Origin of the sequence: Agrobacterium sp. FDAARGOS_525, from assembly GCF_003938925.1 — a bacterium.
Lineage (GTDB): Bacteria > Pseudomonadota > Alphaproteobacteria > Rhizobiales > Rhizobiaceae > Agrobacterium > Agrobacterium pusense.
Genome location: NZ_RKIU01000003.1, coordinates 47,880 through 63,395, shown reverse-complemented (window position 1 = coordinate 63,395; position 15,516 = coordinate 47,880). Strand labels below are relative to the sequence as shown.

At 59.7% G+C, this 15,516-nt stretch carries 12 protein-coding genes and 1 other RNA gene; 8 read left to right on the top strand and 5 right to left on the bottom strand.

From position 1 onward, the window contains the following. Window positions 1-57: 57 nt before the first annotated feature. On the bottom strand, window positions 58-468 hold the full coding sequence (locus EGT36_RS01515; RefSeq protein WP_004442748.1) for a carboxymuconolactone decarboxylase family protein: 411 nt from the start codon (window positions 466-468) through the stop codon (window positions 58-60). Window positions 469-691: 223 nt separating this feature from the next. On the opposite strand from EGT36_RS01515, the gene EGT36_RS01510 reads away from it, so the two are divergent. From EGT36_RS01510 to EGT36_RS01495, 4 genes are all read left to right on the top strand, one after another. Next, complete coding sequence (locus EGT36_RS01510; RefSeq protein ID WP_037089914.1) at window positions 692-1,858, top strand: efflux RND transporter periplasmic adaptor subunit; 1,167 nt, start codon at window positions 692-694, stop codon at window positions 1,856-1,858. Further along, entirely contained in the window at window positions 1,855-5,004 is a 3,150-nt protein-coding gene (locus tag EGT36_RS01505; protein WP_125269975.1) for an efflux RND transporter permease subunit, read from the top strand. The genes EGT36_RS01510 and EGT36_RS01505 overlap by 4 nt, the downstream gene beginning before the upstream one ends. Before the next feature lie 131 nt (window positions 5,005-5,135). After that, complete coding sequence (locus EGT36_RS01500) at window positions 5,136-6,548, top strand: FAD-binding oxidoreductase (RefSeq protein ID WP_125269974.1); 1,413 nt, start codon at window positions 5,136-5,138, stop codon at window positions 6,546-6,548. A 91-nt stretch (window positions 6,549-6,639) separates the two neighbouring features. Then, window positions 6,640-10,338, top strand: coding sequence for an AsmA family protein (locus tag EGT36_RS01495; RefSeq protein WP_125269973.1), 3,699 nt, complete (start codon window positions 6,640-6,642; stop codon window positions 10,336-10,338). A gap of 374 nt (window positions 10,339-10,712) precedes the next feature. Here the strand turns inward: EGT36_RS01495 and EGT36_RS01490 are convergent, their stop codons facing one another. From EGT36_RS01490 to ssrA, 4 genes are all read right to left on the bottom strand, one after another. After that, on the bottom strand, window positions 10,713-10,922 hold the full coding sequence (locus EGT36_RS01490; RefSeq protein ID WP_035209777.1) for a ribbon-helix-helix domain-containing protein: 210 nt from the start codon (window positions 10,920-10,922) through the stop codon (window positions 10,713-10,715). 106 nt (window positions 10,923-11,028) lie between these two features. After that, on the bottom strand, window positions 11,029-11,232 hold the full coding sequence (locus EGT36_RS01485; RefSeq protein ID WP_035209709.1) for a DUF4169 family protein: 204 nt from the start codon (window positions 11,230-11,232) through the stop codon (window positions 11,029-11,031). Window positions 11,233-11,270: 38 nt separating this feature from the next. Next, the gene (locus tag EGT36_RS01480) at window positions 11,271-11,783 is read right to left on the bottom strand and encodes an SspB family protein (RefSeq protein ID WP_004442741.1); all 513 of its coding nucleotides are present in this window, start codon (window positions 11,781-11,783) and stop codon (window positions 11,271-11,273) included. 230 nt (window positions 11,784-12,013) lie between these two features. After that, window positions 12,014-12,385, bottom strand: a transfer-messenger RNA (tmRNA) gene (gene ssrA / locus EGT36_RS01475). Between the two features lie 142 nt (window positions 12,386-12,527). Here ssrA and EGT36_RS01470 point away from each other — a divergent pair. The 4 genes from EGT36_RS01470 (at window position 12,528) to hflK (ending at window position 15,516) form a co-directional block, all read left to right on the top strand. Then, on the top strand, window positions 12,528-12,836 hold the full coding sequence (locus EGT36_RS01470; RefSeq protein ID WP_004442740.1) for a DUF2853 family protein: 309 nt from the start codon (window positions 12,528-12,530) through the stop codon (window positions 12,834-12,836). A 99-nt stretch (window positions 12,837-12,935) separates the two neighbouring features. Next, the gene (locus EGT36_RS01465) at window positions 12,936-13,730 is read left to right on the top strand and encodes a thymidylate synthase (RefSeq protein ID WP_004442739.1); all 795 of its coding nucleotides are present in this window, start codon (window positions 12,936-12,938) and stop codon (window positions 13,728-13,730) included. After that, complete coding sequence (locus EGT36_RS01460) at window positions 13,727-14,254, top strand: dihydrofolate reductase (RefSeq protein ID WP_004442738.1); 528 nt, start codon at window positions 13,727-13,729, stop codon at window positions 14,252-14,254. Before EGT36_RS01465 ends, EGT36_RS01460 begins: the two co-directional genes overlap by 4 nt. Before the next feature lie 143 nt (window positions 14,255-14,397). Continuing rightward, window positions 14,398-15,516, top strand: a complete 1,119-nt coding sequence (hflK, locus tag EGT36_RS01455) for an FtsH protease activity modulator HflK (RefSeq protein WP_004442737.1) — start codon at window positions 14,398-14,400, stop codon at window positions 15,514-15,516.

The window sequence follows — 15,516 nt, the reverse complement described above, 5'->3', positions numbered from 1 at the left end:
CTGCTTTTATTCCGGTATCGCCGCTCAAAACGCCTATTCCAAGGCATTATTTCGGGTTCATGCCCTCTGGTCGGCATCAAAAGCGGCATCGACAGGCACTTGAAGGGCCACCGCAAGCTGGTTGGTCTTGGCGGCGAGCGCGATAATCCGCATCAGATCGGCATGCTGTTCATTTGTCATGCCCTTGGCTTTCGCGGCCGCCGTATGGGAATGGGCACAATAGGAGCAGCCATTGGTGACGGACACTGCGATGTAAAGCATTTCCTTCACCAGAGGGTCGAGCGCCGAGGGTGTCGCCATCACCGCCTTGACCTCGGCCCATGTCTTTTCCAGAAGATCGGGATCAAAGGCGAGGTAAAGCCACATATTGTTGATGAAGTCCGATTTGCGGGTGGTGCGGATATCATCGAACACCGCTTTCACGCGCGGATCGGCTTCGGGATTTTGTGTTTTCGTGACGGTGCTCATGGCTTCCTCCGGCTCATTTCGTGCTGACAGACTACCGCGCTGAACAATATTTGCGATAATATAGCGTTTATGGTGTGCTCGACGAGAATCCATCACAAATTACAATTACGTAAGAAACGTATTTGTGCGTTGCCTCGTTTTAAACGACGGGGAATACTGCTGATGTCCCGAAGCCTGAGCTTCAGGGGCTTTCTTATGCTGCGATGATCAACCGGAGAACTATATGCGGGTCTGGAAACAGGTGGGTGTCAGTCTGGCCGTGGTGGGGGCAGGTCTCTGTCTCTGGGGCGTCTATTCGCCCGACGCCCGCAATATGCTCGCCAGCATCGGGCTGGTCAAAGCACCCGCTGCTTCGGTCGAAGTCGCCGCAGCCGGCGGACCGGCGGCCGGCGCGCCGACGGGACAGAATGCGGGTGGCGCACGCCGCAACAACAACGCCACACTGGTTGTGACCGCCCCTGTGAAGAAAGGCACGGTCAACGACCGGTTGAACGCCATCGGCAATGGCGAGGCGATCCAGTCCGTCGTCGTCATGCCGCAGGTTTCCGGCACGCTTTCTGAAATTCGTACATCGTCCGGTGCACGCGTCGTGAAGGGGCAGGTGCTGGCACGGCTCGATGACGAGGAGCAGGTGATCGAACGCGACAAGGCGCAGGTGGCGCTGCGCAGCGCCGTCGAAAAATCCAATTCCTACAAGAACCTGAAGTCCGTTTCCCGCCTCGACGTGCTGGATGCCCAGATTGCCGAAGAAGCCGCCAAGCTTGCGCTGAGCACCGCCGAACTCAATCTCAAGCGGCGTGATATTGTCGCGCCCATCGAAGGCGTGGCCGGTATCGTCGCCGCCAATATCGGTGACAATGTCACGACGCAGTCCACCATTGTCAGCATTGACGACCGGTCTGAAATTCTCGTCAATTTCTGGGCTCCCGAGCGTTTCGCGACTGCGATCAAGATCGGCATGCCGGTGGAGGCCACGTCGATTTCGCGCCCGGGTGAGACTTTTAAGGGGGAGATCGAGGCCGTCGACAACCGTGTCGACGAGGCGAGCCGCACCATCCGCATCCGGGCGAAGTTCGGAAATGAGAAGGATGAGCTGAGGGCGGGCATGTCATTCGGCGTCACCATGCGCTTCGCCGGGGAAACTTATGCCTCGGTTGATCCGCTGGCCGTGCAGTGGGATGCGGAAGGCTCCTATGTCTGGCGTGTGGCTGACAATAAATCCAACAAGGTGCGGGTGCAGATCGTGCAGCGCAACCCGGATGCCGTTCTCGTCAAGGCTGAACTGGCGGAAGGCGAACCTGTCGTGATTGAGGGCCTGCAGCGCGTGCGCGAAGGCGGGGCGGTGCGGGTCGGCAACCAGCCCAAGCCCGAGGAGGTTGCCAGCCAATGACGACCCAGCCGCCTTCCGGTCAGGATTCCAAGCTCGCCTTTACCGCATTGTTCGTGCGTCGGCCAATTCTGGCGGCGGTCCTTAACACGTTGCTGGTCGTTGCCGGCCTCGCGGCTCTGGTCGGCGTCGAAGTGCGCGAACTGCCCGACGTCGACCGGCCGACGATCAGCGTCAGGACCACGTATGAAGGTGCCGCGCCTGAAACGATCGATCAAGAGGTAACGCAGACCATCGAAGGTGCGGTGGCGCGTGTCAGCGGCATCAAATCCATCGCGTCCAACTCACAATTCGGCACCAGCCGCGTGACGATGGAATTCGGCGACAATGTCGACATGGCCGTTGCGGCCAATGATGTGCGCGATGCCATTGGCCGCGTCACCAACCAGTTGCCTGACGATGCTGACGAGCCGCAAATCATCAAGGCGGATTCCGACAGCCAGCCGATCATGCGGCTTGCCGTCACCTCGTCCACGCTCAGTATGGAAGACCTGACAAAGCTGGTGGATGACGAAATCATCGACCGTCTGGCTGCCGTCGATGGTGTGGCCGATGTGGAGCTTTACGGCGACCAGGAAAAGGTCTTTCGCGTCGATCTCAATCAGGCAGCATTGGCGAGCCGCGGTTTGACGGTGACCGATGTTTCCAACGCGCTTGCAAGCGCTGCCCTCGATGTCCCGGCGGGTTCGCTGAAAAGCACGACGCAGGATATCGTCGTGCGCGCCACCGCGAGCCTGACAAAGCCCGAGGATTTTTCCAATCTTCTCATCAAGAACAATATCCGCCTCAGGGACGTGGCGACCGTCATGCTGGGGGCGGACGACGAATCCACGTCGCTGCGCTCGAACGGCGTTCAGGGCGTCGGTCTTGGCATCATCCGCCAGGCACAGTCAAACACGCTCAGTATCTCGACCGGTGTGAAAGCCGCCGTCGACGCCATGTCGGCCAATCTGCCGGAGGGCACGCGTGTCGTCGTGACCAGTGACGATGCCGTCTTCATCGAAGGCGCGCTGCACGAGGTCGAACTGGCGCTCGGGCTCTCGGCGATCATCGTCGTTGTGGTGCTTTATCTCTTCCTGCGCGACTGGCGCGCCACCCTCATTCCGGCGATCACCATGCCGGTGGCGCTGATTGGCACCCTCGTCGCCATTTATATGGTCGGCTTCTCCGTCAATATCCTCACACTGCTCGCCATCGTTCTGGCGACTGGTCTGGTGGTCGACGACGCCATCGTGGTGCTGGAAAATATCGTGCGCCGCCGGGCGGAAGGCATGGGGCCCCGGGCCGCTGCCGTTCTCGGCACGCAGGAGGTGTTTTTCGCCGTCATCGCGACGACGGCGACGCTGGCTGCCGTGTTCATTCCGCTTTCTTTCCTGCCGGGTCAGCTTGGCGGCCTGTTCCGTGAATTCGGTTTTGTGCTGGCCTTCGCGGTGGGTTTGTCCTCCATCGTGGCACTGACGCTGTGCCCGATGCTTGCTTCGCGCATGCTGAAGGAGGGGCTGAAGGAGCCGACCGGCCCGCTCGCCTGGTTCGGTAATGTCTTTGCCTCCACATACAAGTCGACGCTGTCCGCCTGCCTCAACAACCCCCTCATCGTCATCGTCGTTGCGCTCATCTTTTCCGGCCTGTCATGGATCGCCTTCGGCATGATCCAGAGTGAATTGACGCCGCGCGAGGACCGCGCCTCTATCATGATGCGGGTCACCGCGCCGCAGGGCGTCAGCCTCGAATATACCCGCGACCAGTTGCAGCGGATCGAGGAAAACCTGCAGCCGCTTCGCGACAGCGGGGAAATCCGTAACATCTACTCCATCACTGGCATGAACGGCTCGTCCAATACCGGCTTCATGGTGCTGACGCTGGCGCCCTGGGCCGACCGAGATCGCACTCAGAACCAGATCGCTGCCGATGTCACCTCTGCCGCCAACAAGGTTCCGGCGTTGCGGGGCAACGCGATGCAGCCGAACAGCCTCCGCATTCGCGGCGCCGGCAACGGATTGCAGATGGCGATGGTCGGCAGCAATTATGCGGCGCTGACAGAGGCGACGCAGAAATTGCTGCTTTCCATGGAAGAAAGCGGCCTGTTTGATACGCCACGTTTCGACAACGAACCCAATCAGGCGCAGATTTCGGTCTCCATCGACCGTGAGCGCGCGTCTGATCTCCGCATCGACATCACCGGCCTCTCTCGCGCCATGCAGTCGCTGCTGGAAGGGCGCTCGATTGTCGACGTCTTCGTGGATGGCGATGCGATCCCGGTGCGGCTCCTGTCCTCCACCCGGCCGATCAATGATCCGACCGATCTTGAGAATGTCTTCCTGAAGACGGGCGACGGCAAGATCGTGCCGATGTCGGTCATCGCGTCGCTCAAGGAAAATGCGGTTGCGCCGCAGCTCAACCGCGAACAGCAGCTTCCCTCCGTCGGCTTTACCGCCAACCTCAAGGACGGCGTTTCGCTGGGCGAGGCGCTGCAAAAGGTGAACGAGCTCTCGCAATCCGTCCTGCCGCCCGGTGCACGCTTGCTGCCGCTGGGCGAGGCTGCGACACTGGAGGAGAATTCGAGCGGCATGCTGCTGACCTTCGGTTTCGCGATTGCCATCATCTTCCTCGTGCTTGCCGCGCAGTTCGAAAGCGTGCTGAGTTCGGTCATCATCATGTCAACGGTGCCGCTCGGCCTTGCCTGTGCCGTCATCGCGCTGCTCGTCACCGGCTCCAGCCTCAATGTCTACAGCCAGATCGGCCTCGTGCTGCTCGTTGGCGTCATGGCGAAGAACGGTATCCTGATTGTTGAATTCGCCAACCATCTGCGCGATCAGGGTGCAACCGTGCGGGAAGCTATCGAAAAAGCCACCAGCATCCGTCTGCGTCCGGTCATGATGACGATGATCGCGACCATCCTTGGCGGCGTGCCGCTGGTTCTGGCGCAGGGAGCCGGCGCCGAGGCGCGCATCGCGCTCGGCTGGGTCATCGTCGGCGGACTGGGCTTCGCGACGCTGGTGACGCTTTACATCACACCGGTCTCCTACCTGCTGATCGCCCGCTTCGCCAAACCGCAAGCGGATGAGGAAATCCGCCTTCACCGCGAACTGGAACTTGCCGCCCGCCGCAAGGCGCTGGAGGAAGACAAGCCGCTGCTTGCTGCGGAATAAAAACGGTTGCCGCCTTGCCGTCTGGCGCCATTGCGCGGCTGGACAAAGCGTTAACCTTATCCCATACCACCTGACGGAATTTCGTAACGGATCGAATCCTTTACGGGCTGATGTTACGGTGGAGACGGACGATGGCGTTGAAAGATGTGGTGGCGGGAAAGCGTAACGAAGAGGGCATTGCGTCTGCGCTCGCCGTTTTGAAGCAGCAACTCGGCGACAGGCTCCAGACCGGACAGGCGTTTCGGGAGCAGCACGGCCACACCACCACCTATCTGACACTCCAGGCGCCTGACGGCGTCGTTTTTGCCGAGAGTGCTGATGATGTGAAGGCCGTCGTGAAGGTCTGCTCGCAATATAGGGTGCCGGTGATTCCGTTTGGGACGGGGTCTTCGCTGGAAGGGCAGGTGAATGCGCCCAGCGGCGGAATCTGCATCGATTTCAGCCGGATGAATCGCATCATTGAGGTGAATGCCGAAGATCTTGATGTGACGGTGGAGCCGGGCGTGACGCGCGAGGACCTCAATGTCTATCTGCGCGATACCGGCCTGTTCTTCCCGATCGATCCCGGCGCCAATGCCTCGATCGGCGGCATGGCCTCGACACGCGCTTCCGGCACAAATGCTGTGCGTTACGGCACGATGAAGGACAATGTGCTCGCCGTTACCGCCGTCGTCGCCAATGGCGAGGAAATCCGCACCGCGCGCCGCGCTCGCAAGTCGTCTGCCGGCTATGACCTGACGCGGCTTTTCGTGGGGGCCGAGGGGACGCTCGGCGTCATCACTTCGGTGACGCTGCGGCTGCAGGGCATACCGGAAAAGATCGCCGGCGGCGTCTGCACATTCGACAGCATCAAGGCAGCCTGCGATGCCGTCATCATGAAGATCCAGATGGGGGTTCCGGTTGCCCGTATCGAATTGCTTGACGAGGTCCAGGTCCGGGCCTGCAATGCCTATTCCGGCCTGAACTATGCGGAGAAGCCGACGCTTTTCGTGGAGTTCCACGGCACCGAGGAAACGGCGGCGCTACAATCGCAGCAGTTCGCAGAAATCGCGGCTGAATGCGGAAGCATCGACTTCCGCTGGACAAGCGATGCCGCCGAACGCAACAAGCTCTGGAAGGCGCGGCATGACGCCTATTGGGCCTCGCGGGCGCTTGCGCCCCATCTCGACGGGCTTTCCACCGATGTCTGCGTACCGATTTCGAGGCTCGCGGATTGCGTGGTTGAAACGCAGCTGGATATCCAGGAAAACGGCTTTCTCGCACCGATCGTCGGCCATGCCGGCGACGGGAACTTTCATGTCCTTATTCTGTTCGATGGAAAAGATGCGGAAAGCGTAGCGAAAACCGAAGCCTTCGTTGCCCGTCTCAACCGCCGCGCCATCGCCATGGACGGCACCTGCACCGGCGAACACGGCATAGGACAGGGCAAGATGAGTTTCCTCGCCGAAGAAGCCGGCAATGCATTGGATGTGATGCGCGCCATCAAAATGTCGCTCGACCCGGACAACATTTTCAATCCGGGCAAGTTGTTCCGTCTTGTCTGATCGTTCTCACATTTGATTGGTACAAAAGGCTGCTTGCCGTTAAGGCAAAAAAGAATAGGTTTGCAGCGTTCGTGAAGGGAGATGCAGGTCAGTGCTCGGACGTATTCTGGTTTTTCTGGGCGGACTGCTGGCGGTGGTGCTGTTTTCGGCGCTGCTTATTCCCTATTTCGTCGACTGGACGGATTTCCGCCGTGATTTTGAGGACCAGGCGAGCCGTATTCTCGGTAAGAAGGTTGTGGTGCATGGCCGCGTCGAGGCCCGCATCCTGCCGTTCCCTTCGGTAACGTTGCATGACGTCCGGGCCGGGACGGATGCCGATGGATCGCCGCTCATCCAGGTCGCGCGTTTTTCCATGGACGCCGAGCTCGCGCCCTTCCTTTCCGGCGAGGCGCGCATCTTTGACATGCGCATCGAGGAACCCAAGGCGAAGATCAGGCTGCTGAAAGACGGCACGCTGGACTGGATGCGTGGCAGCCGCGCGGAAATTCCCGCCCGAACCGTGGTTCTGGAAAGCGTGCAGATTGAGGGTGGCCAGATCGAGTTCATCGACGAGCAATCGGGCCGCAACCGCCTGATCACCGGTCTTACCGCCGATATGTCCGCCAATTCGCTGGCCGGACCATGGAAGGCGGACGGGCGGGCTGCCGTCGACGGGCATCCAGGCTCTTTCTCCCTCTCAAGCAGCGAACCTGATTATGCCAATGGCCGCATGGGCCTTCGCGTCCGCGTCGTGCCGGATGAGCATCCCGTCGAGGTCGATCTGGATGGCGTCATCGCCGCAGCGGCGGGAAAGCCCGCCTATAGCGGTTCCTTTTCTTTCAGTTTCAGGGAAGACGAAAAGCCGAAACAGGCCGGGCAATCGCTCTTCTCCTCGCCGCGCACCCGCGGCAGTTTTGAACTGACCAATGAGAGCGTGCGTATACCGAGCTACCGCATGGAACTCGGCGGTAACGAAAATCCCTATGTCGTGACCGGAGAGGCGACGCTCGATACCGGCGCCAAGCCCGAATTCCTGCTGACGGCCGATGGCCAGCAGATTGATGTCGCACGTTTTGCGCCGCCTGTCGTGCAGACGGGCAAGACCTCGCGCCAGCCCACTGTTTCCGTGCGCCAGCGCATCGAGGCCTTTGCCGCCATGGTGGCGCGCATTCCCGTACCGCCGGTGCCGGGTAAGGCGAGCATCAGCCTTCCCGCCCTGGTTTCCGACGACACGACCATTCGTGACATCCGGCTGGATGTTCGGCCGCAGGGCAGCGGCTGGCAGGTGGTGAATGCGGTGGCGACGTTGCCAGGAAGAACCCAGCTGGAGGCCAAGGGATCGTTGACCCTGCTTGGTGGTCCGGCCTTCAACGGCAATATGCTCGTTGCGTCCAACCAGCCCTCGGGGCTGGCGAACTGGCTTTCCGGCTCCGTCGATCCGGCCATCCGGCAACTCAATGCCGCCGGCTTTTCTGCCGATGTCTCGTTGACGACGCTGAACCAGCGCTTCGACAATCTGGAGCTCGCCATCGGCGACGCGTCGCTGAAAGGCGAGCTGGAACGGCGCTCCGACGGCAAGACCTCCAATCTTTCGATCGATCTTGCGGGCAACGAAATCGACCTGGATGCGCTGAAGGCACTCGGCAGTCTGGCGCTTGGCGATCAGGTCGGAAGCTCGGTTCTCGACCACCGCATTACTGCGAAGTTCAAGGCCGACCGGTTCAACATAGCCGGGGTGACCGCCAATCATGTCGAGACCGCCTTCACGATGGCGGGCGGGGTTCTTTCGCTGGAAAATATGACGGCCGGCGATATCGCCGGTGCAGAGGTCAGGGCAAGAGGCGAATTGCAGGGCTCTTTGCTGAAATATGCGGGCAAGGGCACGGTGAACCTGCACGCGGCGGATATGCAGCCCTTCTTTACGATGCTGCAGCAGAAACTGCCTGCTCATCCCTTCCTCAGCCGCCTGGCGGCCAGCGCGCCATGGTACGCCAATTCCGACCTTGCAATGGATGTCTCGGTCAACAGCGAAAACGGCGGCGCCAATGTTGCCGTCTCCGGTACCGTTAACGGCAGCCGGCTGTCCGCCGTCGCCAAGATGCCGGATTTCCTGTCGATCACCGATGACACGGCCATGTCGCTGGAAGCTGTCTTGAAAAACCAGTCGACGGCCATCCTGTTCGGCCAGGCCGGGCTTGACCCGTTGCCCTTCGACGCTGACGGCGAGGGCCTCCTGTCCGTCAAGCTCAATGGCACGCTCGGCGCGCCGGCACAGACCGATATCCGCTTCTCGACGGAACGCACACATTTTTCGGCGAACGGCTCCTTTGCCGTTTCAGCTGCCAATTTCGGTGAGGGCAGCGCCGATGTCGTCCTCGAAAGCGCTGATATCGAGCCCTATCTAATCATGAATGCCGTTGGGCTGCCGCAGCTCGGTGGGGGCATGGCGGTGAAGGCCAATGCGAAAGTTGCGGTGGATGGACAAAAAATTGCGCTTTCTTCTGTCGGCGGACAGGCAGGCGGTAATCCCTTCTCCGGCAACCTGACGTTCGAACGCGCCGCGCCCCATTCCGTCAGCGGCGATCTCTCAGTCCGGACCGCCGATCTCGCGTGGCTTGGCGACGCAATCTATGGTCCGGTGATCGATCCGGAAACCGGGGGCCTCAATGCCAAGCCGCTGGCCATGCCGGCCTTCCCGCAGCTCAAGGCGTCTCTGTCGCTCAAGGCGGAAAGCTTCGAGGCTGGACCTTTCGGCACTGTCACGGGTTTGACGGCCAAGGTAACGCATGATTCGGGCAGTCTCGCACTCGACGACATCACCGGCGGCTTCATGGGCGGCAAGATTGCAGGACGGTTTGCGATGTCCACGGGCGAGGGGGCGGGCATTTTCCGCACCAAGATCGCGGTAACCGACGCCAATCCGGAGCCGATCCTTTGGGCGAATGCGAACGGTCCGGTTGCGACCGGCCGCGTGGCCATTGATCTCACGGCAGAATCGACCGGCAAAAGCGTTGGTGAAATGCTGAAATCAGCGGGTGGCTCGGGTGAAATCCGGGCCAGCGGGCTGGTGCTGAAGGGGCTCAATCCCGGTGCCCTGCCGCCAATCCTGCAGGCGGCGGATGGCTTGCAGCAGCCGATCGATGCTCCGAAAGTTCGGCCGCTGGTGGACCAGAGCCTGTGGCAGGGCGAGATCGGGCTCGGCGATGTATCCCTGCCGTTCTCGGTAAATGGTGGTGCGCTGCATTTCCAGAATTTGCGGGCGGCGATCGATCCATTGACGCTGACAGCCGATGCGACGGTTGATCTTGCTGCTTTCACGGTGAATGGCGACTTCGATCTCCTGTTCAATCCCGGCACCGAAACGGTTGCCGGCGCCGAACCGTCTTTGCGCCTGAATTACAACGGTCCGCTTGCTGCGCCAGCCCTGACGACCGACGTTTCGGCGCTCACCAACTACCTGTCCCTGCGGGCCTTCGAAAAGGAGCGGCGCAGGGTGGAGGCAATGCAGGCAAGCGTTCTTGAAAAGCAACGCCTGCGTCGCGAAGTGGCGCTTTATCGTTTCCAGGCGGCTGAGCGGCAGGCGGAAAAGGAACGGGCGGAGGCGGAAGCCAAGGCGAAGGCAGAGGAAGAAGCGCGGCTGAAGGCTGCTGCCGAAGAACGTCTGCGGCAGGAAAAAGAACAGCAGGAACGGTTGCAGCAGCAACAGCAGCAGCCCGTGCCGCAGCCGCAGTCGGCGCCGGTTCTGGTGGTGCCACCGACGGAAAACGCAATCCGGGAGCTCGCCCCGGAAAATGCTCCCGCCAATCCGTAATTTTCCGAAAAGGGCTCGGCGTCGCTTTTCATTTCTGCTTCGGTTCCATGTCCGCGGTCTGGACCGGCTCCGGTCGCTACCCCGCAATCCGGACTTTCAGGTCCGAAACGGTTGAAGAGACAGTGAATGAAGGGGAGAAAGCTTGGCTGTTCCCGGAGAAACCCTGGGTATCCCCATCGGGGATGTCTGGACAGAGAGGTTTGGGACAAAGGCTGGAAACAAGGCTACGCAATACGGGAATGCCTTGCAGCGCAGATTAGTCCGCCAATGTTTAATGAATACTTTCGCAGCGTTACCAGTTTTCGGCGGGAATGTTTTGTAGTCGGCAAACATAAATTGCGGGGCTGGCGTCGCCGGGTGACTCCGTCGTGAATTTATCGGGTCTTGAGCCAGTTCAGCACATAAACGCGTAGCGACGAAGACAGATTGCTGTCGGAGGGGCGGTTGTCATCGATTTCGGCCAGCAGGGCTGCGAAGCTGATCTTGCGTCTTTCCGCGATGATTTTTAACTCATCCCAAAAGGCGTCCTCAAGCGAAATACTGGTCCGGTGGCCGTGCAACGTCGTGGAATGCTTGCGGATCATCAGATCGGTCTTTGGCTGGAAATCTGAATCATGTTTTGCCGGCAAGCCCCTGTTTTACGATTCTTTTCCGATTTGCTGGCTCTGTCTGTCCCTAGGCAGGTCGGTCTCAGTCCTTCCGGGGCTCGTGAGCGTCGTTTTCGAGCCGGCCCTGGTCAAGTGCCTTTTCGGCCTTTTCATTCAGGGCTGATGTGAGGTTCTTTTCGGCTTTGGTGCGTCCGAAGGACAGGCGGTTCTGCTCCGCCTGTTTTTCTTTTTCGCTGCGGGCTTTCTGCTTCCGGAACTGGCGCAGATTGACGATATCGGCGGCCATGCGGATACGTCTCCTCGGGTTTCGCGCTCAGGCAGGCGTTATTGCTTCTTGCGGAAAGCATCCAGCGAGACGACGGAGCCTTCCTTCTTTTCCTCGCCGGCCTTGGGCGTTTCGGAAGCGGAAGCTGGCTTCGCCTCGTGCGACACCGGATATGCGGTGATTTCCGCGTCTTCCGCTTCTTCCTCGTCCGCCAGGGGGACATCGAACTCAAGTTCGAAATTCACGGAAGGATCGTAGAAACCGCGGATGGCATTATAGGGAATGACGAGCTTTTCCGGTGTATCGGAGAAGGAGAGACCGATTTCGAAGCCGGTTTCGGTGACCTTCAGGTCCCAGAATTGATGCTGGATGACAATGGTCATCTGCTCGGCATATTTCGCCTTGAGGTGCTGCGAAATCCGCACACCGGGTGCACCGGTCAAGAAGGTAATGAAGAAATGGTGGTCGCCGGGCAGACGGCCGGTGGCGGCCACTTCGCCCAATACCTTACGAATAACGCCGCGAAGGGCATCCTGTGCGAGAATGTCGTAACGGATATGATCCTGCCCCATGCGGTCCTGTCTTTCCCTTATTCGAACGTCTTTTTCATGCACGGCGCGCCTTGGGTACCAAGGACGCTGTAACACTTTGAATCTCTGCGTAATCCTTGAGCCGGGATCAATTCCGATCCGGATGGTTACGCTTTGCTCAAGTATACGCAATGTCCCGAACGGCAGCAATGGAAAAGCCGATGCTGTCCGCAAGTCAGCTATCATATAACCAATTCAGGCAAAATGGAGAAGGTGGAGGTTTCTGTTGCCAGGTACCTCCGAACCCCGCCTCACGGGGCTAACCGTGAGGGCTTTAGAGCGGAATTCCCGCACCGCCATTAGGCAGCGAGAGCGTATTCCTTAGCGTTGTTGTCGTTTGCAACTACACTTGTGACCCGATAACGGCGGTATCATGCCGAGCAAAAGTTCGATCTTTACACCCTTGTCGATCCTATTTCGCCCCCATCAAAAGCCGGCCTTTCATCTTAAAGCCGCCGGTTTTTGGTGGAGGCGCCGGGTACCGCCCCCGGGTCCAATAGGTTTATTACACCGACCGTTTATCGCCATAGCCGGGTTGCCCCGGCAAGGCTCATATAGGCGTTTCGACCGGCTGAGAAAAGGGGGGAGATGACAATTCGATGAAAAGGTTTCGTGTTTGACGCCGGCAATTTAGACAATTCTTGACGACGAGGGATTGCTGTCTCATTCTCCCTGCAACCGGTCATTAGAAGCAACACCGGGCCGGGGACACACGAAGGAGTGGACATGACTGACTATCTCGCAGATGTGAAGAAATACGATGCAGCAGCCGACGAAGCCGTTGTCGGCAAGATCGTCAAACATCTCGGCATTGCCCTGCGCAACCGGGATTCCTCGCTGGTGTCCGCGTCCGATCCGGAAGAGCTTGCACGTGTGAAGGCTAGCTGGTGCGGCAAGAAGCTCGGTGTCACCGATGACAGCGCCGACAAGGCAATCGATGCCGTTGCGAAAGCCATGGCCGCCGACCGCTCAAAATCGCGCGTGACCTTTTATTACCTGGTCGCCAAGGAACTCGGAAAGCTTCAGTCGCTCTGATTTTCCCGGAAAAACGGGGATAAGCGTTTCCCCGGTGATTGGTTCTGCCGCCCTGTGCTATTATATCTGCCTGATATCAGGGAATCGGCGGCAGAACGCATGAAACAATATCTCGATCTTCTCCGGCATGTGATGGAAACCGGCTCCGACCGCGGAGACCGCACCGGCACCGGCACGCGCTCGGTGTTCGGTTACCAGATGCGTTTCGACCTTGCAGAGGGGTTTCCCGTCCTCACCACCAAGAAGCTGCATCTGCGGTCCATTATCCATGAACTCCTGTGGTTCCTGAACGGCGATACCAATATCGCCTATCTCAAGGAAAACGGCGTTTCCATCTGGGATGAATGGGCCGATGAGAACGGCGATCTAGGCCCGGTCTATGGCGCACAGTGGCGGTCCTGGCCCGCGCCGGACGGACGCCACATCGACCAGATCGCGCTTCTGATCGAGGGCCTGAAAACCAACCCGAACTCGCGCCGTCATATTGTCTCCGCCTGGAACCCGGCGCTGGTGGACGAGATGGCGCTGCCGCCCTGCCACTGCCTGTTCCAGTTCTATGTTGCTGACGGAAAGCTCTCCTGCCAGCTTTACCAGCGTTCCGCCGATATTTTCCTCGGCGTGCCGTTCAACATCGCGTCCTATGCTCTTTTGACGCTGATGGTCGCGCAGGTGGTTGGTCTGAAACCGGGCGATTTCGTCCACACGCTCGGTGATGCGCATATCTATGCCAACCATTTCGAACAGGCGCGGCTGCAGATGACTCGCACGCCGAAGGCCTTGCCGACGATGCGCCTCAATCCTGATGTTAAGGACCTTTTCGGCTTTAAGTTCGAAGACTTTACGCTGGAAAACTACGAGGCCGATTCAAGCATCAAGGCACCGATCGCGGTATGACCGAGCCGCGTATCATCATCATCGTCGCAGTGTCCGAGAACGGCGTCATCGGCCGTGACCTCGACATGCCGTGGAAGCTTTCCACCGACCTCAAGCGCTTCAAGGCGATGACGATGGGCAAGCCGCTCATCATGGGCCGCAAGACGTTTTTATCCGTCGGCGAGCGTCCGTTGCCCGGCCGCCCGCATATCATCGTCAGTCGTAATGCCGATTACCGGCCGCAGGGTGTCGATGTCGTCTCCTCACTGGAGGAGGCCTTGAAGCTCGCCAAAAGCAAGGCTGCGGAACTCCGCGTGGATGAGGTCTTCGTAGCCGGTGGTGGAGAGATCTACCGTCAGGCCATGCCCTTCGCCGATCAACTTTCCGTCACCCACGTCGCGGTAAAGCTCGATGGCGACACTTTTTTCCCGGAGATCGATCCCGTCGTTTTTGAGAAAACCGAGGAAATCCCGGCTCCCGCTGGGGAAAAGGACAATTATCCCGTTCTGTTTACCACGTATATGCGGAGAGCCGCGGCAAAGTGAACTATTTACCCAGATTGGGTATTTAGTTACCACCTCTGCGTTGAAACGAACGCTTCTCCTTCCTATAACGGGTCGATATTCCCGCCGCACGCGAGCAATCGCTTTCGAACGGAACCGGGAGAGGCTTTTACAAAGAGGTATTGATGCCCTGGAGCAATCAGAATGGCGGCGGCGGCCCATGGGGCGGCGGCGGTGGAGGAAACAACCAGGGCGGCGGTGGCGGCCCGTGGGGGCAGGGGCCCAACCGGCCTCGCGGCGGTGGCGGCGGCAATGGCGGTCCGCCCGATCTGGAAGAGATCATCCGGCGCAGCCAGGACCGTTTCAAAAATGTGCTGCCCGGCGGTTTCAATGGCGGCGCAGTTGCCATCGTGGTTCTCGTCGTGCTGGTTTTCCTCGGCATCCAGTCCATCTACACCGTCCAGCCGGACGAGCGCGGCGTGGAGCTGCGTTTCGGCCGTCCGAAGGACGAAATCTCGATGCCCGGTCTGCATTTCCATCTGTGGCCGATCGAGACGGTTGAAATCGTCAAGGTCACCGAGCAGCAGCAGAATATCGGTTCGCGGGCCTCGTCGTCCTCGTCGAGCGGCGTGATGCTCACCGGCGACCAGAACATCGTGAATGTTCAGTTCTCGGTGCTCTATACGGTTTCCGATCCGAAATCCTATCTCTTCAACGTCGACAGCCCGGCCGAGACGCTGCAGCAGGTTTCCGAAAGCGCCATGCGCGAAGTCGTCGGCCGTCGTCCGGCGCAGGATATCTTCCGCGATAACCGTCAGGCGATTGCGGCGGATGTGCGTACCATCATCCAGTCCACCATGGACGGTTATGGCGCCGGCATTTCCATCAATGCCGTGGCCATCGAAGATGCGGCGCCGCCGCGTGAAGTGGCCGACGCGTTTGATGAAGTGCAGCGTGCCGAGCAGGACGAAGACCGCTTCGTTCAGGAAGCCAATCAATACGCCAACCAGAAGCTCGGCGCCGCTCGCGGTCAGGCCGCGCAGATCCTCGAAGAGGCGAACGCCTACAAGTCGCGCGTCGTCAACGAGGCGCAGGGTGAGGCGCAGCGCTTTGTCTCCATCTATGACCAGTATCGCACCGCGCCTGACGTGACCCGTCAGCGCATGTTCCTGGAAACGATGGAACAGGTCCTGAAGGGATCCAACAAGATCATCATCGATGAAAAACAGGGCGTGGTGCCTTATCTGCCTCTGAACGAGATCATGCGCAACAATCCGGGCGCAGCACCGCAGGGAGGCAACTGA